We start from the raw sequence: 19261 nt of genomic DNA, 5'->3' as shown, positions 1-19261 counted from the left end.
TCAATGGCTGGCGAGACGGTCGGCGATCAGCGCACCCGACGCATGGGTCAGGATCGTCCAGCCGGCCGGCAGATAGATGGAGGTGTAGGGCTCCTCGACGATGGCCGGGCCGGACACGGCCTCGGTGCCGCCGATCGCGTCCCGGTCCCAGACCGGCGTTGTCACGGGTCCGCTGCGGCCGTGCACCGGCCGGTTGCGGCTCGCATGCCGCGCATGTTCCACCTCGGCATGGCCCGGTATCGGCTTGGCGAGGCCGCCCACCGCCTTGAGGCGCAGGGCGACGATCTCGACCGGGACCGCCGGCTCGTCATAGGAGAAGCGCTGGCGGTGCAGCGCATGGAAGGCCGCGGTGGCCTTTGCCACCCCGGCTGGCGAGAAATCGGCGCCGTCGAGCTCCACGCGCAGGTCGAAGGCCTGACCCGCATAGCGCAGGTCGAGCGCCCACTCGAAGCGCTGCGCGCCATCCGGCACGCCGTCCTCCGCGAGCAGCGCTTTGGCTTCGGAGACGAGGCGCTCCGAAATCTTGGCGAGCGTGGGCGCAAGATCGGTCAGGAGGCCGATCTGCGTCGCGCTCAGATCATGCGCGATGTCGGACCAGAGGATGCCCCAGGCCGAGAGCGTCGAGGCATGGGCGGGGAAGATGACCCGGCGGATGCCGAGTTCCTCCGCGACCTCGCAGGCATGGACGCCGCCGGCACCACCGAAGGAGAGCAGCGCAAAATCCTCGGGATCCATGCCCTTCTCGAACAGCGAGAGCCGCGTCGCCGTCGCCAGCGCCGAATTGGCGACGTCGATGACGCCGGCCGCAACCTGATCGACCGTGAGACCGAGCTTCGCGGCGATCGGTTCGGCAGCCCTGCGAGCCGCCTCACGGTCGAGCGGCATGGCGCCGCCCATGAAGCTCCCCCCGTCGAGACGGCCGAGCAGGAGGTTGGCGTCGGTGACGGTGAGTTGCGTGCCGCCCTTGCCGTAGCAGGCCGGGCCCGGATCGGCTCCGGCCGAATGCGGGCCGATGCGCAGCCGCCCGCCCTCGTCGACCCAGGCGATCGAGCCGCCGCCGGCGCCGATGGTGCGCATCTCGATCATCGGCAGGCGCACGGGCAGACCGTCGACCTCGCCCTCGTTGACCATGGCGACCGCGCCGTCATGGACGACGGAGATGTCGAAGGAGGTTCCGCCCATGTCCACCGCGACGAGATGGGGCTCGTCGAGCTCGGCCGAGAGGCGCCTGGCCGCCGCCGCGCCGCCGCTCGGCCCGGAGAGCAGCAGCCGGGCCGGCTCGCGCCCGGCCTTGGCAAGGCCGGAGACGCCGCCATTCGACTGCACAAGGTAGACCTGCGCTTCGGGCAGTTCGTCCTTGAGCCGCCCGGCGAGCCGGTCGGTATAGCGCTGCACGATCGGCACCAGCATGGCGTTGAGCGCCGTCGTCGACATGCGCTCATATTCGCGGATCTCGGGCGAGATGTCGGAGGCGAGCGTGATCGCGACCTCCGGCAGCAGCGCGGCGAGGATCGCGCCGACCCGCCTTTCATGAGCCGGGTTGGCGTAGGCGTGCAGCAGGCAGATCGCGACCGACTTGACGCCGGCACGCGCAATCTCGGTCGCGATGCGGCGCACATCGTCCTCGTCGAGCGGCACCGTGATTTCGCCGGCTGCGTTGACGCGCTCCGCCACGCCGAAGCAGAGCCGGCGCGCCACCAACGGCTGCGGCTGGGCGAGCGTGATCGCATAGACATCGCTGCGGCCGTGGCGGCCGATCTGCATCACGTCCTCGAAGCCGGCCGTGGTGACGACCGCGCCGAGCGGCAGCTTGCGCTCGAGCACGGCATTGGTCGCGATCGTGGTGCCGTGCAGCAGGTACTGCACCGCTTCCATCGGGAAGCCGAAGCGCTCCGACGCCTGCCGGATGCCGGTGAGCAGGCCGATTGAGGGATCGGCGGGCGTGCTCGGTGTCTTGATCTGGTGGATCGCACCGGAATTGGCATCGAGGATCTCGATGTCGGTGAAGGTGCCGCCAATATCGACGGCGATACGGATGTCGGGCTCCACGGGGCAAAGCTCCAGGGTTCCCACTCGCGGCGGTGCGAGCGGGGCAGGTTGATCGGGGGGCTGGCGTTCGTTCGAGCTGGCGCGCGCTTCAGGCGGTCGCAGACAAAGGCATGGGCGTCATTTTACGAAGGTCCTGGCGAGGCCGGAGCTGCGGTCGACCACGAGCACGATGAGAAGGGTGAGGACGACGAGCAGCACGGAGAGCGCCGCAACGAGCGGGTCCGCCTGCTGCTCGACATGGTGATACATCGCGACCGGCAGCGTCGAGATGCGCGGGCCGGTCATGAAGAGCGAGAGCACGACCTCGTCGAAGGAGACGAGGAAGCAAAGCGCCGTCGTGCCGATCAGCCCGGACTTCATCATTGGCAGGGTGATGCGGCGGAAGACGGTGAAGGGCGAGGCGCCGAGCGTGGAGGCTGCTTCCTCGACCGCGATCGGCAGGGTGGCGAGCGCCGTCGCCAGCACGCGTAGCGCATAGGGGAGCGTCACCACCAAATGCGCGGCGACGAGGCCGGGGAAGGTGGCGAGCAGGCCGAGTCTGGCGAAGACGATCAGGATGGCGAGACCGAGCACGATGGTCGGCAGCAGGAGCGGCGCGGTGAACAGGCTCGAAAGTGCTTCCGCGCCGTTTGGCTTCAGCCTGACCAGCGCATAGGCCGCCGGGAGCGCGATGGCGAGGCTCAAGGCGGTGACGACGGCGGCGAGGACGAGGCTCGTCCAGAAGGCGGCCGTCATCTTGCCGTCCGTGAAGATCGCGGGATACCACTTGAGGCTCCAGCTCGTCGGCGGAAACGTCATATAGGCGTCGCCGGAGAAGGAGATCGGCACGACGACGATGAGTGGCGCCAGCAGGAAGACGAACATCGCGGCCGCGAGCAGCTTCAGGGTGAGCGAGACTGGGCGTTCATCCATGGCTGGCCTCCCTCACAGGATCGCGCGCAGCGCGCGGGTGTAAAGCACGAGCGCGCCGCCGAAGATGATCAGGATGAGGATCGAGAGCGTCGAGGCGAGCGGCCAGTTCAGCGTCACGATCGCCTGATCGTAGATCTCGGTGGCGAGCAGGAAGACGCGCCCGCCGCCGAGCAGCTTCGGCGTGATGAAGGACGACACCGCGAGCACGAAGCAGAGCAGGCAGCCGAGCGCGATGCCGGGCAGGGTCAGCGGCAGGATGATGCGGCGGAAGATGGTGAAGGGCGGCGCGCCGAGGGTGGAGGCTGCCTCCTCGACGCGCGGGTCGAGCCGGCCGAAGCCGGCAAGCAGCGCCAGGATCATATAGGGCATCAGGATCTCGGTGAGGCCGATGGTGACGCCGGTGAGGTTGAACATCAGCCGCTGGGGTGCGAGGCCAAGCGCCGCCAGCGCATTGTTGACGAGGCCGTTGTCGGAGAGGATCGCGATCCAGCCATAGGTGCGCACCACCGCCGAGGTCAGCAGCGGCGAGATCACCAGCACCAGCAGAATGGTCTTCCAGCTGCCGCTCGAACGATGCAGATAGAGCGCGATCGGGTAGGAGCAGATGAGTGTCAGCAGCGTGATGCCGAGGCTCGCCGTGATGCTGTTGACGATCAGCTCGGCATAGAAGCTGTCCGTGACCATCTTGGCCCAGGTCGCCAGCGTATAGACCTCGCGCATCGCGCCGCTTGGCTCGACCTCGTAGAAGGACATCCGCGCGAGGTTGATGACCGGTGTGAGGAAGCCGACGGCATTGACCAGCGCGATCGGCGCAAGCAGCGCGACCACGAGGCCGAGCCCGCTGCTGCGCGCGGGGGAGGCCTGCACCGGAGCCGCAATGGCCGCTGCCGTGCTCATGCTGCCGCCCCGTAGACGAAAATGTCCTGCGGGCGCCATGACAGGCTGACCGGCGTGCCGGGGGCGAGCACGGTTTCCCCGCCACGCGTGGCGAGTTCGACCGAGACGACCTGCCCGGCGACGTCGACGTCATATTGCAGGACGTCGCCGGCGAAGATCGCGCGCGAGATCGTGCCGGACATGCCCTGACCATCAGCCGCCGGCGAGAGCGAGACGCGGTGCGGCCGGATCATGACCTCGACCGGCCCGGACAGGGTGGGGGGGGCGGCGATCTGCTGGCCGGCGAACTCCGCAGTTCCGTCCTTTGCAACAGCCTTCAGCCGGTTGGTGCGGCCGACGAAGCTCGCGACGAAGGCGGTTTTCGGCCGTTCATAGAGGTCGACCGGGGTGCCGACCTGCTCGAGCCGGCCTTGATTCATCACCACCACCTTGTCGCACATGGTCAGCGCCTCGCCCTGGTCATGGGTCACGAAGATCGCGGTGATGCCGAGGCGCTTCTGGATGTCGCGGATCTCGTTGCGCATCTCGTCGCGCAGCTTGGCGTCGAGATTGGAGAGCGGCTCGTCGAGCAGCAGGATCGAGGGCCGGATCACCAGCGCGCGAGCCAGCGCCACGCGCTGCTGCTGGCCACCGGAGAGCTGCGCCGGCCTGTGCTCTTCCTTGCCGGTCAGATGGACGAGCGCGATCGCCTCCTTGACACGGCGCGCGATCTCGTCCCGCGGGACCTTTCGCATTTCCAGGCCGAAGGCGACGTTCTTCGCAATGCTCATATGCGGGAAGAGCGCATAGCTCTGGAAGACGAGCCCCATGTCGCGGCGATGCGTCTCGACGGTGGTGAGGTCCTGCCCGCCGACGTGGATGCGGCCGGAGGTCGCCGGCACGAGGCCGGCTATCATCCTGAGCGAGGTCGTCTTGCCGCAGCCGGAAGGGCCGAGGAAGGCGACGAGCTCGCCCTTGGGCACTTCGAGATCGAAGTTGTCGACCGCCGTGAACCCGGCATAGCGCTTGGTCAGCCCGCGGATCGAGAGAAAGCCCTGGCCCGATGCCTTGCTCTGGTCGGTCATGATCGCGCGTCCTCAGCGGCTCAGCGGGATCACCTTGCGGCGCCACTGTTCCATGATCGGCTCGCGCACCTTGGCGAGCGCGATCCAGTCGACCGGGATGACCTTGTCCATCGACTTGACGGCGGTGCGGGCTATTGCCGCGTCCGAGATCTGCGCCTTGGCGTTCGTCGGCGCGTAGAACATGCTCTCCGTGAAGGCCTTCTGGGCCTCCGGCGAGAGCGCGTAGTCGATGAACTTGGCGCCGGCGTCCTTGCCCGGGCCATTGGCGACGTAGTTGATCGTGTTGATCTGGAAGACGCTGCCTTCCTGCGGCAGGATCGCCTTGAGCTTGCCGCCCGAGGCGTCGGCGTTGACCTGCGCGCGGGCGTTCCAGCCGGCGCCGGCGACGGCCTGGCCGGAGATGATCACCGGGTAGACTTCCGGCTTGGGCTCCCAGGTCTGGACATTGGGCGCGATCTCGCCGAGCGCGGCGATGCCCTTGTCGACGCTCTTGAGATAGTCCGTGCCGCCGCGCGCCTTGTCCATGATCAGGACCAGCGAGAGGCCCTGGATATCGGGCATGCCGGGGATCGCAACCTTGCCCTTGAGCTCGGGCTTGGCGAGGTCCATCCAGCTCTTCGGCGCCTCCTTCACCACCTCGCTGTTGTAGAGCATGACGAGGTTGTCGAAGGTCACGGCGACGCCGTCGACATCGGCGATGCGGGCGTTCGGATAGAGATCGGCCACATTTTTGGAGACCGTCTCGTCGATCGTGGTGAGCAGTTTCTCGTCGGTCGCGGCTTTGGAGACGGAGACGTCCATGATGACGACGTCGGCCTGCGGCGCGGCCTTCTGGGCGCGCAGCGTGCCGAGCATCTGGGCCGAGTTCGGCATCGGGAAATATTCGACCTTGATGCCGGGATTGGCCTTCATGAACGGCTCGACGACCGCCTTGGTGTAGCGCTCCTGGAAGAGGCCGGAATAAGCCATGACCGTCACGGTCTGCTGTTGCGCGAGCGCCTGGGAGGAGACGCCTCCGGCGAGGACGACTGCGATGGCGAGTTTGGTCGATAGATTCATGCGATGATCCCCTCTGTTGTGGTTGTGCGGGCGGTCTGTGCCGCCCGTCGTCAGCTTTGGTCGCTCATGTGCTGAATCCGGTGCAAGGCTCAGGCCTTGGCGAGCTTGCCCTCCACCAGCGCGGTCGCGCCCGAGATGTCGGGTAGTCTCTCGCCCTTGCGCAGGCGTTCGAGCAGCACGAGTTCCTGCTGCTGCATCTCGATGGCCTTGCGAGCGTAAGTCTCGGCCGTAGCGGCCTTGAGGACGACGACGCCGCTCTCGTCGCAAAGCACCGCGTCGCCCGGCTCGATCGTCTGGCCACCGACGCTGACCGGCACGTTGATCGCGCCCTCGGTGCCGAGGATCTTGGTCGTGATCGGCGAGGGGCCGCGGCACCACATCGGCATGTCGGTCTTGACGATCTCCGAGAAGTCCGTTGCCGGCCCGTCGATGACGCCCGCCGCGACGCCCGCATTCTTCATCGCATGGGTGACGACGCCGCCCCAGCAGGCATGCTTGCTGTCGCCGCAGCGGTCGATGACGACGATGTCGCCGGGGCGCACCAGCTTGGTGAGGTAGTGCAGCGCGGTCGAATCCGCGTGCGGGATGCGGATGGTGACGGCCGTGCCGGCGATGCGCTTGGTCGGCAGGACGGCCTTGATGTCGCGATCGACGAAGCCGGAATGCAGCACATGGCCGATGGTAGCCACCTCGCATTGCTGCAGCAGGGAGACCAGCTCGCCGGAGATCTGTTCCGGCATCGGGTTGACGATGAACATGGCGGCTCCCGTTCAGGCGATGACGTGGTGGTTGGCGACCGGCACGGCGGCGCGGACCTTGGCCGTGTAGGAGAAATCGAGCTTGCCACTGGTGGTGCCGACGCCGTCCGAGGCCTGGGCGGTGATGTGGCCCCAGGGGTTGATCACCATCGAGTGGCCGTAGCAGGCGTTCTTGCCCTGGGCATGCGTCCCGGTCTGGCCGGTGGCGAGGAACCAGGTCTGCGTCTCGCAGGCTCGCGCTCGCGCCAGCAGTTCCCAATGGTCCTTGCCGGTCATCAGGGTGAAGGCGGCCGGCAGGACGATGACGTCGGCGCCGGCGTCGCGCAGCTTGCGGAAGAGTTCGGGGAAGCGGATGTCGTAGCAGATCGCACAGCCCACGGTGGTGTCGCCGACCTTGTAGGTGACGATGTCCTTGCCGCGCGAGACCATGTTGGATTCGCGGTAACTGACGCCTCCGGGCGCATCGACGTCGAAGAGATGGATCTTGCGGTAGCGCGCGAGTTCCTTGCCGTCCGGCCCGAACACGACCGTCGCATTGAAGTAGTCGTCGCCGTCGCGCTCGGCGACGCTGCCGGCATGGATGGTGACGCCGTGCTTCTCGGCGAGACCGGACATCAGGCGATAGCTCTCGCCATTCGGGAAGGTCTCGGCGCTCTCGCGCATCGCGGCCGGGCTGCCGTCGAGGAAGGCGTAATATTCCGGCAGCACGATCAGGTCCGGATTGTCCTCGGCGACGACCTTCTCGATCATGGCGCGCGCGGTCTTGAGGTTCGCGGCCTTGTCGTCCTGCGAATTCATCTGGATGAGCGAGACTTTCACCGGCGTCCTCCCTGCGGGCCAGGATATCGGGAGCGAGTTCGCCTTGAGGCGGATATTCTGCTCCATTTCGGCCAGGCCGCAGGAGACCAAAGCCGTGCCCTGCCGGCAAACGCGAAATTCTTGTTCGGCTCGACAAGAATTGCTTATGACAGCCGCATGGTCAGGCGCTGCCGCTTTTGGCGGCAGTCGCCGGGCGCCTGGAACCGGATCCGATCGGTTGAATCAACCTGAAAGGATCCGGCTCTAAACTCTTGATAGAGAACGCGTGATCCGATCGGCCTGCGAGGCAGCTCGCTCGGCGCGTGCTCTAGCGCCGGGGCGTCGACGCTGCGACTTCAGCCGCCATGCCGGCGATGAGCGCCGGCAACGCGTTGCCGGGGTTATCGTTGTAGACGGCGTGAAAATGCAGCGCCGGCAGCTTTGCCTCGACATCGAGCACATGCAGCTCGCCACTGTCGAGGAACTCCTGCACCACGACTTGCGGGAGCACCGCGACGCCGACGCCGTCGCGGATCAGCCGGGTGATGGTGGCGAGCGAGTTCGAGTTGAAGACCCGGACCGTCTCGGCGTCGACGCCCGCGACCTCGATCGCTCGCAGCACGGACTGGTGCGGCTGCGAGCCCTTCGAATAGGCGAAGATCGGGTAGTCGGTGAGATCGGCGATGGCGAGCCGCCCGGATTTGAGGGCAAGCCTGGGTGAGCCGATCCAGAGGCAGTCGAAGACGCAGAGCTCGATATTGCGGATATGCGGGGCGACCACCGGCCCCATGACGAGCCCGAGATCGATCTGGCCGTCCTGAATCTGGCGGGCAAGATTCAGGCTGGTATCGACATTGAGGTCGATGGCGACATTCGGATAGCTCTCCTTCACCCGTTCGATCAGGCGCGGCAGCCAGGCGTAGACGATGGAGTCGATCGCGCCGATCATCACCGTGCCGCGCATCTGGCCGGTATCGGCGACCGAGCGTTCGAGCTCGGCGACCTGCCGCATGATCGCCTCGGCCTGCGGAAGCGCTCGCTGGCCGTGGGGCGTCAGGCTCACCGTCCGGAGATCGCGCTCGAACAGGCGCACGCCCAGTTCGCGCTCGAGCGTCGCAATGCGGTTTGAGACGGCCGCCTGCGTCGTGCAGAGCTTCTCCGCGGCGAGTGAGAAATTCCGGAGCCTTGCAACCCAGACGAAGGTTTCGAGGAATTTCAGATTCAATGTGGCGATGCTTTCACTGGAGACAGGCGGCCCGCTCGAAGGGCAAGCTAGCGTTATTCCGGTCCGTCGGTGAAGTGCCAGGCTTCATCGACCACGGTGGCAGTGAGGCATTGGCGAGACCGATCCACGCCGGCGATTGGCGGTATGCGGCGGCGGCTTGTCAATTGAGCAGAATCCCGCGGATTTCCTTCCAGCTTTCTGCGTCTGGCGCGCAGAGCAGCCCGGCCGGGCGCTCGGCAGGGGAATAACAGCGGCCGTCGAGCAGCCGCGCATGGCCGCCGGCCTCGCTGTAAAGCAGCACGCCCGGTGCGTGGTCCCAGGGGTTGAGGGCGCCGTAGAGCAGGAACTGGCAGCGTCCCGCCGCAGCCAGTCGATATTCATGGCCGCAGCAGCGCAATGAGCCGACTTCGAGGAAAGCCGGAAAGCGACCGGGAAGCGTGCTGCGCAGCGGCTCGGGGAAATATTGCCAGCTCGCCATGCCGTTCATCAGCTCCGGCGCGACGGCCGGTGCGACGCGCAGATCGCGGCTGAAGCCGTCCGCACGCCGGAGCCAGGCGCCTTCGTCGCGCAGCGCCATGGCGCTGTCCTCGGCCGTCGGGTCATGGATCACGGCGGCGACGATCTCGCCCTTGACGATGACGGCCGCCATCACCGCGAAGAGTGACAGGTCACTGGCGTAGTTGAGCGTGCCGTCGATCGGATCAATGACGAAGGCGAGGTCGGCTTCAGCCAGCCTGCCGAGCAGGGCGGGCTCGCGCGTCACCGCTTCCTCGCCGATCAAGGCGGCGCCAGGAAAGGCCTTCGCCAGCTCGGCGCAGATGAAGCGCTCGGCCGCTTCGTCGGCCTCCGTCACCAGATCGCCGGGCGCCTGCTTGGCCCGGACGTCGCCCTCGGCCAAGCGGCGGAAGCGGGGCATCACCTCGCGACGGGCCGCCTCGCTCAGGATGGCGTCGAGCCGGTCGTGGTCCTGCCGGGTGAAGCTCATCCGAGGTCGAACTCGACCAGGATCGGCTGGTGGTCCGAGGCGTGTGTCTCAATGTCGTAGGTGATGGATCGCGCCCGCGTGGCGAGATCGGGCGTCGCCAGCACATAGTCGAGGCAGCCGGGCGGGCCATAGGTCTGGTCGCAGATGAAGGCCGAGGGCGGATGCGGCGCGTCACCCTGCAGCACCGGCCAGAGATCGACCATCGGCGGCACATCGCCCTCGAACGGCGCGAGCAGCTGCGCTAACCCGGCATCGTCCGGGCGCATGTTGAAGTCGCCCGTCAGGATCGCGCTCGCGGAATTGGGCGTCGGCGCATAGGTGTGCGGGCCGGGCACGCGCGGCGTCGCCTGTCTTGCTGCGGCCATGCGATGGGCTTGCCGGATGCCCTCGATCTGCGCGGCACGTAAGCTCGCCGAGGAATATTCCAGATGGGTCGTCATCACCCGGATCGGACCGAAGGGCGTCTCGACCATCGCCTCGACCAGCACGCGCGGCATGTTGCGCGTCGCCGCTGCCTCCCAGGGCAGGAGGTGGCGCAGCGCCTGCGCGACCGGCAGCCGCGACAGCAGCAGGTTGCCGAAACGCTTGCGGCCGCCCGCACCATCTGGAACGTCGACGCCGATCGCCTCGATCGCGGTGAAGCCTGGCAGCAAATCGCTGAACAGGGCGAACTGGTCGGTGCGGTCGTTGCCGTCGAGATCGGCGAAGTTCGCGGCCACCTCCTGCAGGCAGAGCACGTCGAAATCCGCCATCTGCCGGGCGTGGTCGATGATGCGGCGCGGATCGACGCGCTCGTCGACGCCGCGTGCCCACTGGATGTTCCAGGTGATCAGTTTCATCCGGTCCGCCACGAGGTCACTTGATGCCCGCGCGCATAAAACTCTGCACGAACTGGCGCTGGAACAGCAGGAAGCCGACGAGCAGTGGCGCCGAGGTCATCAGCGTCGCGGCGCAGATCACCGCCCAGTCGATGCCCTGGTCGGCCGAGGAGAAGACCTGCAGGCCCACGGTCAGCGGCCGCGACTCGACCGAATTGGTGACGAGTAGCGGCCAGAGAAAGTTGTTCCAGTGATAGCTGACCGAGACGAGGCCATAGGCGATATAGGTCGGCTTCGCGAGCGGGACATAGACCTTCATCAGGACCTGCAGCGGGTTCGCGCCCTCGACGCGCGCTGCGTCGTCGAGCTCCTTCGGCACGGTCTTGAAGGTCTGCCGCAGCAGGAAGATGCCGAAGGCGGAGGCGATGTAGGGCAGGGCGATCGCGGGAATCGTGTCGATCAGATTGACCTTGGCGAGCGTCCGGTAGTTCTCGACGATTAGCGCGTCCGGCATGATCATCAGCTGGGCCAGGATCAGCGCGAAGGCGATGTCGCGCCCCCAGAAATCCTGCCGCGCCAGCGCATAGGCCGCGAGCGTCCCCAGCACGAGCTGGAAGGCGAGGATCATGGTGACGAGGATGAAGGTGTTGAGGAAATAGCGGGCGAAGGGCGCTGCCGCCCAGGCGCGCGTGAAATTCTCCAGCGTCAGCGGCGCGGTCAGCACGAAGCGCGTCGTGTATTCCGTCGGGTGGAACGCGGCCCAGACGGCATAGGCCAGCGGCAGCACCCAGAGCAGGGCGAGCAGGATCGCGCCTGTCGATTCCAGCGTCAGCGAAAGGCCCTTCGGCGCGTAGGGGTCGGTGCGCGTCGTGGCCGGGACGGGTTGCGTCGGGGCGCTCATTGATAGTGCGTCCTGCGTTCGAGCCAGCCGTACTGGACGAAGGCCACCAGTGCGAGCAGCACCAGCAGCACGCAGGTCAGCGTCGCGGCATAGGCCGTATCCCAGAAGCCGAAGCCGACCTGATAGATGTAGTAGAGCAGCAGGGTGGTCGCGTTGTCCGGGCCGCCGCGCGTCATCACCACGATGTGGTCGACCATGCGGAAGGCGTTGATCACCGCATTGATCAGCACGAACAGCGTCGTCGGCATCAGGAGCGGGAACTGGATGCGCCGGAAGAAGGTCCAGCGCGAGGCGCCTTCGATCGCGGCCGCCTCGCCGAGGCTGGGCGGAATTGCCTGCAGCGCCGCGAGGTAGAAGATCATGAAGAAGCCGGCCTCCTTCCAGATCGCGACGATGGTGATCGCGTAGAGTGCCGTGTCCTGCGATCCCAGCCAGTTGGTCGAGCGGCCGCCGAACAGGCCGACGATCTGCTCCAGCAGGCCGTATTGCGGCGTATAGAAGAACAGCCAGATGTTGGCGACCGCGATCATCGGCAGGATCGTCGGCGTGAAATAGGCCATGCGGACCAGGGTCCGCGCCGCGATCCTGTCATTGACCCAGACCGCCATCAGCAGCGCCAGCGCGATCGAGGTCGGGATGGTGCCGAGCGCGAACCAGAAGTTGTTGCTCAGCGCCTTCCAGAAGATCGGGTCGGCCAGCATCTGCTGATAGTTGTCGAGGCCGACAAAGCGGGCCGGGCGGCGCGCCTTCGGGGTCGAATAGAAGCTCTCGATGAAGCTCGCGACCGCGGGCCAGTGCGTGAACAGGGCCAGGCACGCCATGGCCGGCAGCAGGAGCAGCCAGCCATGGAGGGTCGCGGTCGCGCGGTTCGTCATCGGCTTATGCTCTGCATCGGCTCGATGCCGATCATGATGGCTTCGCACGGAGCCACCGCCGTCATCCCGGGCGACCGGAGGTCGTCCCGGGATCCATCATAAAGCAGCGACGGCACCTTAGGATGGATCCCGGATCTGCGCGGTTTCGCCGCTTGTCCGGGATGACGTCGTGGATCCACGCAAAATCCTCTGATCTTACCGATAGGCCTTGAGGATGCGCTCGGCCTCGGCCTGCGCGTCTTCCATCGCCTTCTGCGCGGTCTTGGTGCCGGTCAGTGCCGCCTGCAGCCCGTCGTTCAGCGCCTTGGTGACGCGCTGGTTCTCATGCGTCGAGAGCTCGGCAACCGCGCTCGGCAGCTGGTCGCGCGCGACCAGGGCCTGCGGGAAGTCGGCGACGTATTTCTTCATCGCCTCGGTCTCGTAGGAGGCCGGCGTCACGGCGACATAGCCGGTATCGGCGCTCCACTGCGCGGCACGCTCGGGTGTGGTGATCCAGCGCACGAACTTGAACGCGGCTTCCTGCTCGGCCTTGGTGGCCTTCTTCGACAGGTAGAAATTGCCGCCGCCGGTCGGGCTGCCCGGCTTCTTGCCGGCCGGCAGAACCGCGACGCCAAAGGGGAACTTGGCGTTGGCGCGGACATTGGTGAGGTTGCCGGTGGTGGTCCACATCATCGCGACCTTCTTCTCGAAGAAGTCGCGCGGCGTGGTGCCCCACTCGACGATACCGGGCGGATGGACCTTATATTTCTGCGCGAGGTCGACCCAGTACTGCAGCGCTTCGACGACGCCCGGATTGGCATAGTCGGTCTTGTCGCCCGCCGGGTTCGCGAGGATCGCGCCGGCCTGGGTCGAGAGACCCTGGAACAGCCAGTACGGGAAGCCGGAGGAGGGGATCTGGATACCCCATTGCGTGACGTTGCCGGCGGCGTCGCGCTTGGTCAGCTTCTGCGCGAATTCGAGCTGCTCGGCCCAGGTCTTCGGCGGCTTCTCGGGGTCGAGGCCGGCTTCCTTGAACAGCTCCTTGTTCCAATAGAGGACCACCGTGGAACGCTGGAACGGGATGCCCCAGGTCTTGCCGCCGGTCTGGCTGTTCGCCATGAAGCCCGGGAAGAAGCTGCCGAGCCACTTCTTGTCCTCGTCGGTCTTGACGAAATCGTCGAAGGGCACGATCGCCTCTTCGTCGATCAGCGTGAACATATCGGTCGAGAGCAGCACAGAGAGCACCGGCGGCGTGCCGCTCTTATGCGCGGTGAGCGCCTTGACGATCGTCTCCTGATAGGTGCCGGCATAGATCGGCTTCAGTTTGACCGAGGGGTTCTCCTTCTCGAAGCCGGCGGCATAGGCGTCGATCAGCTTGGTGATCGGCCCGCCGACGGCGACCGGATAGAAGAACGAAAGCTCGCTGCTCTGCGCGCGGGCAATGCCGGGCAGGGCGGTTGCGCCCGCGAGAGCGGCCGAGCCGCCCAAAAATTCACGCCTGTCCATAATGTCCTCTCTCCCTTGCTGGGATGGTTCGAGCGTCCGACACTCGCGGCCGGTTCAGTTTCGAACCACCTTCCGTTCCGACGCCAGGTCGAACCAGTGCAGCGCCGATTGTGACAACGCGATGTAGATCTGTTCGCCGGCTGTGACACGCACTTTGCCGGGCCGCTTGACGATGAAGGAATGGCCGTCGACGCGGGTCTCGATCAGCGTGTCGGAGCCGAGATACTCGACCGCGACGACATCGGCTGCGACGCCGCTGTCGTCGATCTCGACCTGCTCCGGGCGGATGCCGACCGCGAGCCCCGCGGGATCGAGGCCGGGTGGCGGAGGCAGCGTGCCGCCACGTGCCTGCACCGCGGCGAGCGGCAGCACGTTCATCGGCGGCGTGCCGACGAAGCGCGCCGCGAAGATCGTCTCCGGGTTCTCGTAGAGCATGTCCGGTGCAGCATCCTGCTCGATCTTGCCGTTGCGCATCAGCACGACCTGATCGGCCATCGTCATCGCCTCGACCTGATCATGCGTGACATAGACCATGGTCATGCCGAGGCGCTGCTGCAGCTCGCGGATCTCGCGCCGCATCTCGACGCGCAGCTGGGCGTCGAGGTTGGAGAGCGGCTCGTCCATCAGGCAGACCGGAGCCTCGGCGACAATGGCGCGGCCAAGCGCGACGCGTTGCTGCTGGCCGCCCGATAGCTGCGACGGCTTCCGCTCAAGCAAAGCGGAGAGCCCGAGGATCGAGGCGGCGCGGGCGAGGCGTTCGTCGCGCTCGGCGCGCGAGACCTTGCGGACCTTCAGCCCGAACAGGATGTTCTCCGCCACGCTCAGATGCGGAAACAGTGCATAGTTCTGGAAGACCATGGCGATGCCGCGCCGCGAGGGCGGAGCATGGGTGACGTCACGCCCGCCGATCGAGATCATCCCGCCGCTGGTGTCCTCAAGCCCGGCGATCAGCCGGAGCGTGGTCGACTTGCCGCAGCCGGAAGGGCCGAGCAGGGCGACGAGCTTGCCGCCTTCGACGGTGAAGCTGATGGCATCGACGGCCGCGGCTCCGCCCCAGCTCTTCGAAACGGTCTTGAGCTCTACCGAAACCATTCGCGACCCGGCCGTCCCAGCAATCCATATCGAGCCGACGCTGGACGTTGCGACTGTCGGCAATGTGATGGGCCGAACTTGAAGATAAAATCCATGCGGAGACAAGAGCGGGACTACGCCTGACCACACGTTCCTGCGTGCAGGAACAAGGGATTCCGCTGCACGCACGGCGTTGGCGGTCCGGGTGCTGGGACAGCGACCAGTTTACGGCTGGCGCATGCGTTATTTGCATCGCCGTGACGCCGGCTTACGAAATTGTTTGCGTCCAAAAGATCGTCTAGAGCGCATTCTGCGTGTCGGGTGGGAATCGTTCCGGCCGGGCGTGCCGGAAGTTTCCTCGATGACCGCTAGCGCACCGACCGTCTCTTTGCCTCAGCGTGCCATGATGCCAGTGCTAATCGCGCTCAGCGTGACGCATCTGCTCAACGACATGATCCAGTCGCTGATCCCGGCGATCTATCCGATCATCAAGGAAGCCTATCGCCTCGACTTCGGCCAGATCGGTCTGATCACGCTGACTTTCCAGGTCTCGGCGTCGTTGCTGCAGCCAGCCGTCGGGCTCTATACCGACAAGCATCCGATGCCCTATTCGATGGTCTTGGGCATGGGCTTCACGCTCGCCGGTCTCATCGGCCTCTCCTATGCCGGGAGCTACGGGCTCCTCCTCCTCTCGGCGGCCTGCGTCGGGATCGGCTCGTCGATCTTCCATCCGGAGGCGACGCGGATGGCGCGCAACGCCTCCGGCGGACAGCATGGTTTCGCGCAGGGCATCTTTCAGGTCGGTGGCCAGACGGGCGGCGCGCTCGGGCCGCTGCTTGCTGCCTTCATCATCGTGCCGCGCGGGCAGGGGAGCCTCGCCTGGTTCTCGGTCGCAGCACTCGTCGCGATGCTGCTGATGATCTGGACGGCGTCGAGCTATGCCCGGCTGGACCGTGCGCGCCCGCCCAAGCCCGCTGCGACAACGGGCGAAAGACCCACCTGGCCACGCCGGCGCTCGGTCGCCTTCGCGATCACGATCCTGGTCGTGCTGCTGTTCTCGAAGAACGCCTACACCGCCAGCTTCACCTCGTTCTACACCTTCTACCTGATCGGCAAATTCGGCATCTCCGTGCAGAATTCGCAGGTCATGCTGTTCCTTTTCCTGGCCTCCTCGGCGGCGGGCGCCCTGGGCGGGGGCATGCTGGGCGATCGGATCGGCCGCAACAAGATCATCTGGTTCTCGATTCTGGGCGCGCTGCCCTTCACCTTGATCCTGCCCTATGCCGATCTGTTCTGGACGGGCGTGCTGACCATCGTGATCAACCTGATCATGTCGAGCGCCTTCGCCGCGATTCTGATCTATGCGCTCGAATTGCTCCCCGGTCGCGTCGGGCTCGTCGGCGGCTTCTTCTACGGGCTCACTTTCGGACTTGGCGGATTGGCGGCGGCGCTGCTCGGTGCGTTCGCGGATATTCTCGGCATCGAGACGGTCTACAAGATCTGTTCGTTCATCCCGGCGGTCGGCCTCCTTGCCTGGTTCCTGCCACGACTGAACGAAACCGCAGCCGGAGCGCCACCGGCGCATTGATGCAGCCCGAGCAGCGCCATGCGCTCAGGGATGCGAGAACTTGCAAACGCTCGCGCCGAGCCTTTTCGGGATCAAGAGCCTGCTGACTTTCGGTGGAAACGCGCCGTCATTCCGGGCTTGCCCGGAATCCATCGGAGAGCGCTTAAGCCATATGATGGATTCCGGATCGGCGCCGCTCTCGCGGCTTGTCCGGAATGACGGGACAGTTTCCGTGAAAATCCAGCAGCGCCTCGTAACAGCGGCGTTCGGCTAGCCAGCACAGTGCTGCCCGGGGCGTGGCGATCCCGTGCCGGTGCGGACGCGGGGCTAAGCCCGCGCGTGGATGGCCCTCCAGATGGCCTGGGGCGTCGCCGGCATGTCGACGTGGCGCACCCCATAGGGCGAGAGGGCGTCGACGATCGCGTTCATCACCGAAGGCAGCGAGCCGGCGCAGCCGGCCTCGCCGCAGCCCTTCGCGCCAACGGGGTTGGTTCGGGTCGGCACGCCCTGGCTGATGAAGGAGAAGAAGGGCACGTCCGCCGCGCGCGGCATCGCATAGTCCATATAGGAGCCGGTCATCAGCTGGCCGGTTTCGTCATAGGACGTCATCTCGCAGATCGCCTGGCCGATGCCTTGCACGACCCCGCCATGCAGCTGCCCTTCGACGATCATCGGGTTCACCAGCACCCCGAAGTCGTTGACCATGACGTAGCTCGCGATCTCGACATGCCCGGTGTCCGGGTCGATCTCCACCTCGGCGATATGGCAGCCATTGGGATAGGCCGAGGGCGCCGCCTTGAAGACGTGATCGACGTTGAGCGTCCGGGGCAGGTCCTCGGGCAAGGGTGCGCCCGCCTGCAGCTTCCGGGCGAGCTCCATGATGTCGATCGACCGGTCGGTTCCCGCGATGCTGAAGCGGCCATTGGCGAATTCGATGTCGGCGACGCCCGCCTCCAGGAAGTGCGCAGCCAGAAGCTTGCCCTTCTCGATGACGCGCACGCTCGCCTCGATGATCGCCGAGCCGCTTGCCATGATCGATTTCGAGCCGCCGGTGCCGCCGCCGGCGATCAGGCGGTCACTGTCGCCCTGCACGAGGCGGATCTTCTCGAAGGGCACGCCGAGCTGGCTCGTCAGAACCTGGGCGAAGGGCGTCCAGTGTCCCTGCCCGTAGTCGAGCGTCCCGGTGACGATGGTGACCGTTCCGTCCGGCTCGAAATGGATGCCGCCCATCTCGTTGCTGGGAGGGGCGGTGACCTCGAGATAGCAGCCGATCCCGCGCCCGCGCAGCTTGCCGGCCTTGCGGCTGGCGCGCTCGCGCGTCCGGTAGCCCTTCCAGTCGGCCGCCTCCAGCGCCCGGGCGAAGAGAGCCGGGAAGTCGCCGCTGTCATAGACCGTCCCGATCGGGGTCTTCCAGGGCAGTTGCCGGGGCTCGATCAGGTTGCGCCGCCTCAGAACGGCGCTGTCGATCCCCATCTCCCGGGCGGCGGTATCGACCAGCCGCTCCATGAAGTAGTTGCCCTCGGGGCGCCCGGCGCCGCGATAGGCCGCGATAGGCACGGTGTTGGTGACGGCGCAGCGCGTCTGTACCTCGACCAGCGGCGTGCGATACATGCCGACGCTGTTCTTGCCGATGTTCAGCGTGGCCATCAGCGGGCCCGGCGGCGAGAGATAGCCCCCCATATTGCCGGTGCCGGTGAAGCGCGTCGCGAGGAACCGCCCGCGCGCATCGAGGGCGAGCTCGGCCTCGAAGACCATGTCGCGGCCGTGATGGTCGGAAACGAAGCTTTCGGACCGCTGGTCGGTCCATTTCACCGGCTTCTTCAGCAGCCGTGCCGCATGCAGCAGCACGACATATTCCGGAAACACCGCCGCCTTCATGCCGAAGGAGCCGCCGACATGCCCGGTGACCAGGCGCATCCGGTCCTGCGGCACGCCCATTGCTGCCGCGAGATTGTTGCGCATGCCGAAGGCGCCTTGGCTCGGGGCATGGAGCGTGTAGCGCCCCGCCTTGCGATCATAGGTCCCGATCGCTGCGCGCGGTTCGATCGGATTCACGACGATGCGGTTGTTGACGATCCGCACCCGGGTGACGTGCGCGGCCTGGGCAAAGGCCGCGGCGACCTTCTCGGCGTTGCCGAAATGGTAGTCGAGGATGAGGTTGCCTGGAACGTCGTCGAACAGCTGCGGCGCGTCGGGGGCAAGCGCCGCCTCCACCGAAATGACCGCGGGCAGGATGTCGATATCGAGCGACACGGCCTCGGCGGCATCGCGCGCCTGCAGCGCCGTGCGGGCCACGACCATTGCGACGGGGTCGCCGACGAAGCGCACCTTGTCCGCTGCAAGCGCCTTCCGGACCGGCTTCCTCATCGCGGTTCCGTCCCGGTTCGGCAGGTCCACCTGGCATTTCAGCGCGCCATAGCGCTGGCCTTCGAGATCATCGGCCGTATAGATCGCGACGACGCCCTTCATCGCTTTCGCAGCGGCGGTATCAATGCCGCGAATGGCGCCATGTGCATGCGGGCTGCGGACGAAGGCCGCGTAGAGCTGCCCTTCCAGCGAAAGATCGTCGGTGTAGCGCCCTGCGCCGCGGACGAGGACCGCATCCTCGTTGCGCGGAAGCGACTGGCCAATTCCAACGCGGCCGGTCGAGCGAGCGGCCTGAGAAACATGCATGTTCATCGCAAGGCACCACAGTCGAATGGAAGCCGAGGCGGTAGCTCCGATCCAATGGACAAGTGCCTTTGCCTTCAACCTCGCGCGGGCGCCGCTTCATTCTTGAGCGGCGTACCCAACTGCC

The 19261-nt window shown here is 66.4% G+C and carries 16 protein-coding genes; 1 reads left to right on the top strand and 15 read right to left on the bottom strand.

The window, feature by feature from the left end:
* From FQV39_RS06430 to FQV39_RS06365, 14 genes are all read right to left on the bottom strand, one after another.
* Nucleotides 1-2049: a hydantoinase/oxoprolinase family protein gene (locus tag FQV39_RS06430; RefSeq protein WP_149129535.1), complete on the bottom strand. Its 2049-nt coding sequence runs from the start codon at nucleotides 2047-2049 to the stop codon at nucleotides 1-3.
* A gap of 117 nt (nucleotides 2050-2166) precedes the next feature.
* A complete protein-coding gene (locus tag FQV39_RS06425; protein WP_149129534.1) occupies nucleotides 2167-2961 on the bottom strand; it encodes an ABC transporter permease in 795 nt (264 codons plus the stop codon).
* Between the two features lie 12 nt (nucleotides 2962-2973).
* Nucleotides 2974-3858 (bottom strand): ABC transporter permease, encoded by an 885-nt coding sequence (locus FQV39_RS06420; protein ID WP_149129533.1) that lies wholly within the window; start codon nucleotides 3856-3858, stop codon nucleotides 2974-2976.
* Complete coding sequence (locus FQV39_RS06415; protein ID WP_149129532.1) at nucleotides 3855-4922, bottom strand: ABC transporter ATP-binding protein; 1068 nt, start codon at nucleotides 4920-4922, stop codon at nucleotides 3855-3857. Before FQV39_RS06415 ends, FQV39_RS06420 begins: the two co-directional genes overlap by 4 nt.
* 12 nt (nucleotides 4923-4934) lie before the next feature.
* Complete coding sequence (locus tag FQV39_RS06410) at nucleotides 4935-5981, bottom strand: ABC transporter substrate-binding protein (protein WP_149129531.1); 1047 nt, start codon at nucleotides 5979-5981, stop codon at nucleotides 4935-4937.
* Nucleotides 5982-6070: 89 nt separating this feature from the next.
* The gene (locus tag FQV39_RS06405) at nucleotides 6071-6739 is read right to left on the bottom strand and encodes an RraA family protein (protein WP_149129530.1); all 669 of its coding nucleotides are present in this window, start codon (nucleotides 6737-6739) and stop codon (nucleotides 6071-6073) included.
* Nucleotides 6740-6751: 12 nt separating this feature from the next.
* Nucleotides 6752-7558, bottom strand: a complete 807-nt coding sequence (locus FQV39_RS06400; RefSeq protein ID WP_149129529.1) for a carbon-nitrogen hydrolase family protein — start codon at nucleotides 7556-7558, stop codon at nucleotides 6752-6754.
* A 307-nt stretch (nucleotides 7559-7865) separates the two neighbouring features.
* Nucleotides 7866-8762: a LysR family transcriptional regulator gene (locus tag FQV39_RS06395; protein WP_149129528.1), complete on the bottom strand. Its 897-nt coding sequence runs from the start codon at nucleotides 8760-8762 to the stop codon at nucleotides 7866-7868.
* Between the two features lie 160 nt (nucleotides 8763-8922).
* A complete protein-coding gene (locus FQV39_RS06390; protein ID WP_149129527.1) occupies nucleotides 8923-9747 on the bottom strand; it encodes an inositol monophosphatase family protein in 825 nt (274 codons plus the stop codon).
* The gene (locus FQV39_RS06385) at nucleotides 9744-10586 is read right to left on the bottom strand and encodes an endonuclease/exonuclease/phosphatase family protein (RefSeq protein ID WP_149129526.1); all 843 of its coding nucleotides are present in this window, start codon (nucleotides 10584-10586) and stop codon (nucleotides 9744-9746) included. Before FQV39_RS06385 ends, FQV39_RS06390 begins: the two co-directional genes overlap by 4 nt.
* Nucleotides 10587-10602: 16 nt before the next feature.
* On the bottom strand, nucleotides 10603-11466 hold the full coding sequence (locus tag FQV39_RS06380; RefSeq protein ID WP_149129525.1) for a carbohydrate ABC transporter permease: 864 nt from the start codon (nucleotides 11464-11466) through the stop codon (nucleotides 10603-10605).
* Complete coding sequence (locus FQV39_RS06375; protein ID WP_149129524.1) at nucleotides 11463-12341, bottom strand: carbohydrate ABC transporter permease; 879 nt, start codon at nucleotides 12339-12341, stop codon at nucleotides 11463-11465. The genes FQV39_RS06380 and FQV39_RS06375 overlap by 4 nt, the downstream gene beginning before the upstream one ends.
* 195 nt (nucleotides 12342-12536) lie before the next feature.
* Entirely contained in the window at nucleotides 12537-13826 is a 1290-nt protein-coding gene (locus FQV39_RS06370) for an ABC transporter substrate-binding protein (RefSeq protein ID WP_149129523.1), read from the bottom strand.
* 54 nt (nucleotides 13827-13880) lie between these two features.
* A complete protein-coding gene (locus FQV39_RS06365; RefSeq protein WP_149129522.1) occupies nucleotides 13881-14918 on the bottom strand; it encodes an ABC transporter ATP-binding protein in 1038 nt (345 codons plus the stop codon).
* Between the two features lie 340 nt (nucleotides 14919-15258).
* Between FQV39_RS06365 and FQV39_RS06360 the strand changes: the two genes are divergently transcribed.
* On the top strand, nucleotides 15259-16485 hold the full coding sequence (locus FQV39_RS06360; RefSeq protein ID WP_149129521.1) for an MFS transporter: 1227 nt from the start codon (nucleotides 15259-15261) through the stop codon (nucleotides 16483-16485).
* A gap of 306 nt (nucleotides 16486-16791) precedes the next feature.
* On the opposite strand, the gene FQV39_RS06355 is transcribed toward FQV39_RS06360, so the two are convergent.
* Nucleotides 16792-19143, bottom strand: coding sequence for a xanthine dehydrogenase family protein molybdopterin-binding subunit (locus FQV39_RS06355; protein ID WP_210251178.1), 2352 nt, complete (start codon nucleotides 19141-19143; stop codon nucleotides 16792-16794).
* Nucleotides 19144-19261 lie beyond the last annotated feature (118 nt).

This window comes from Bosea sp. F3-2 (assembly GCF_008253865.1).
Classification (GTDB): domain Bacteria; phylum Pseudomonadota; class Alphaproteobacteria; order Rhizobiales; family Beijerinckiaceae; genus Allobosea.
Note: the sequence above shows the minus strand (reverse complement) of the source record. Positions and strands in the feature narration are given on the sequence as shown.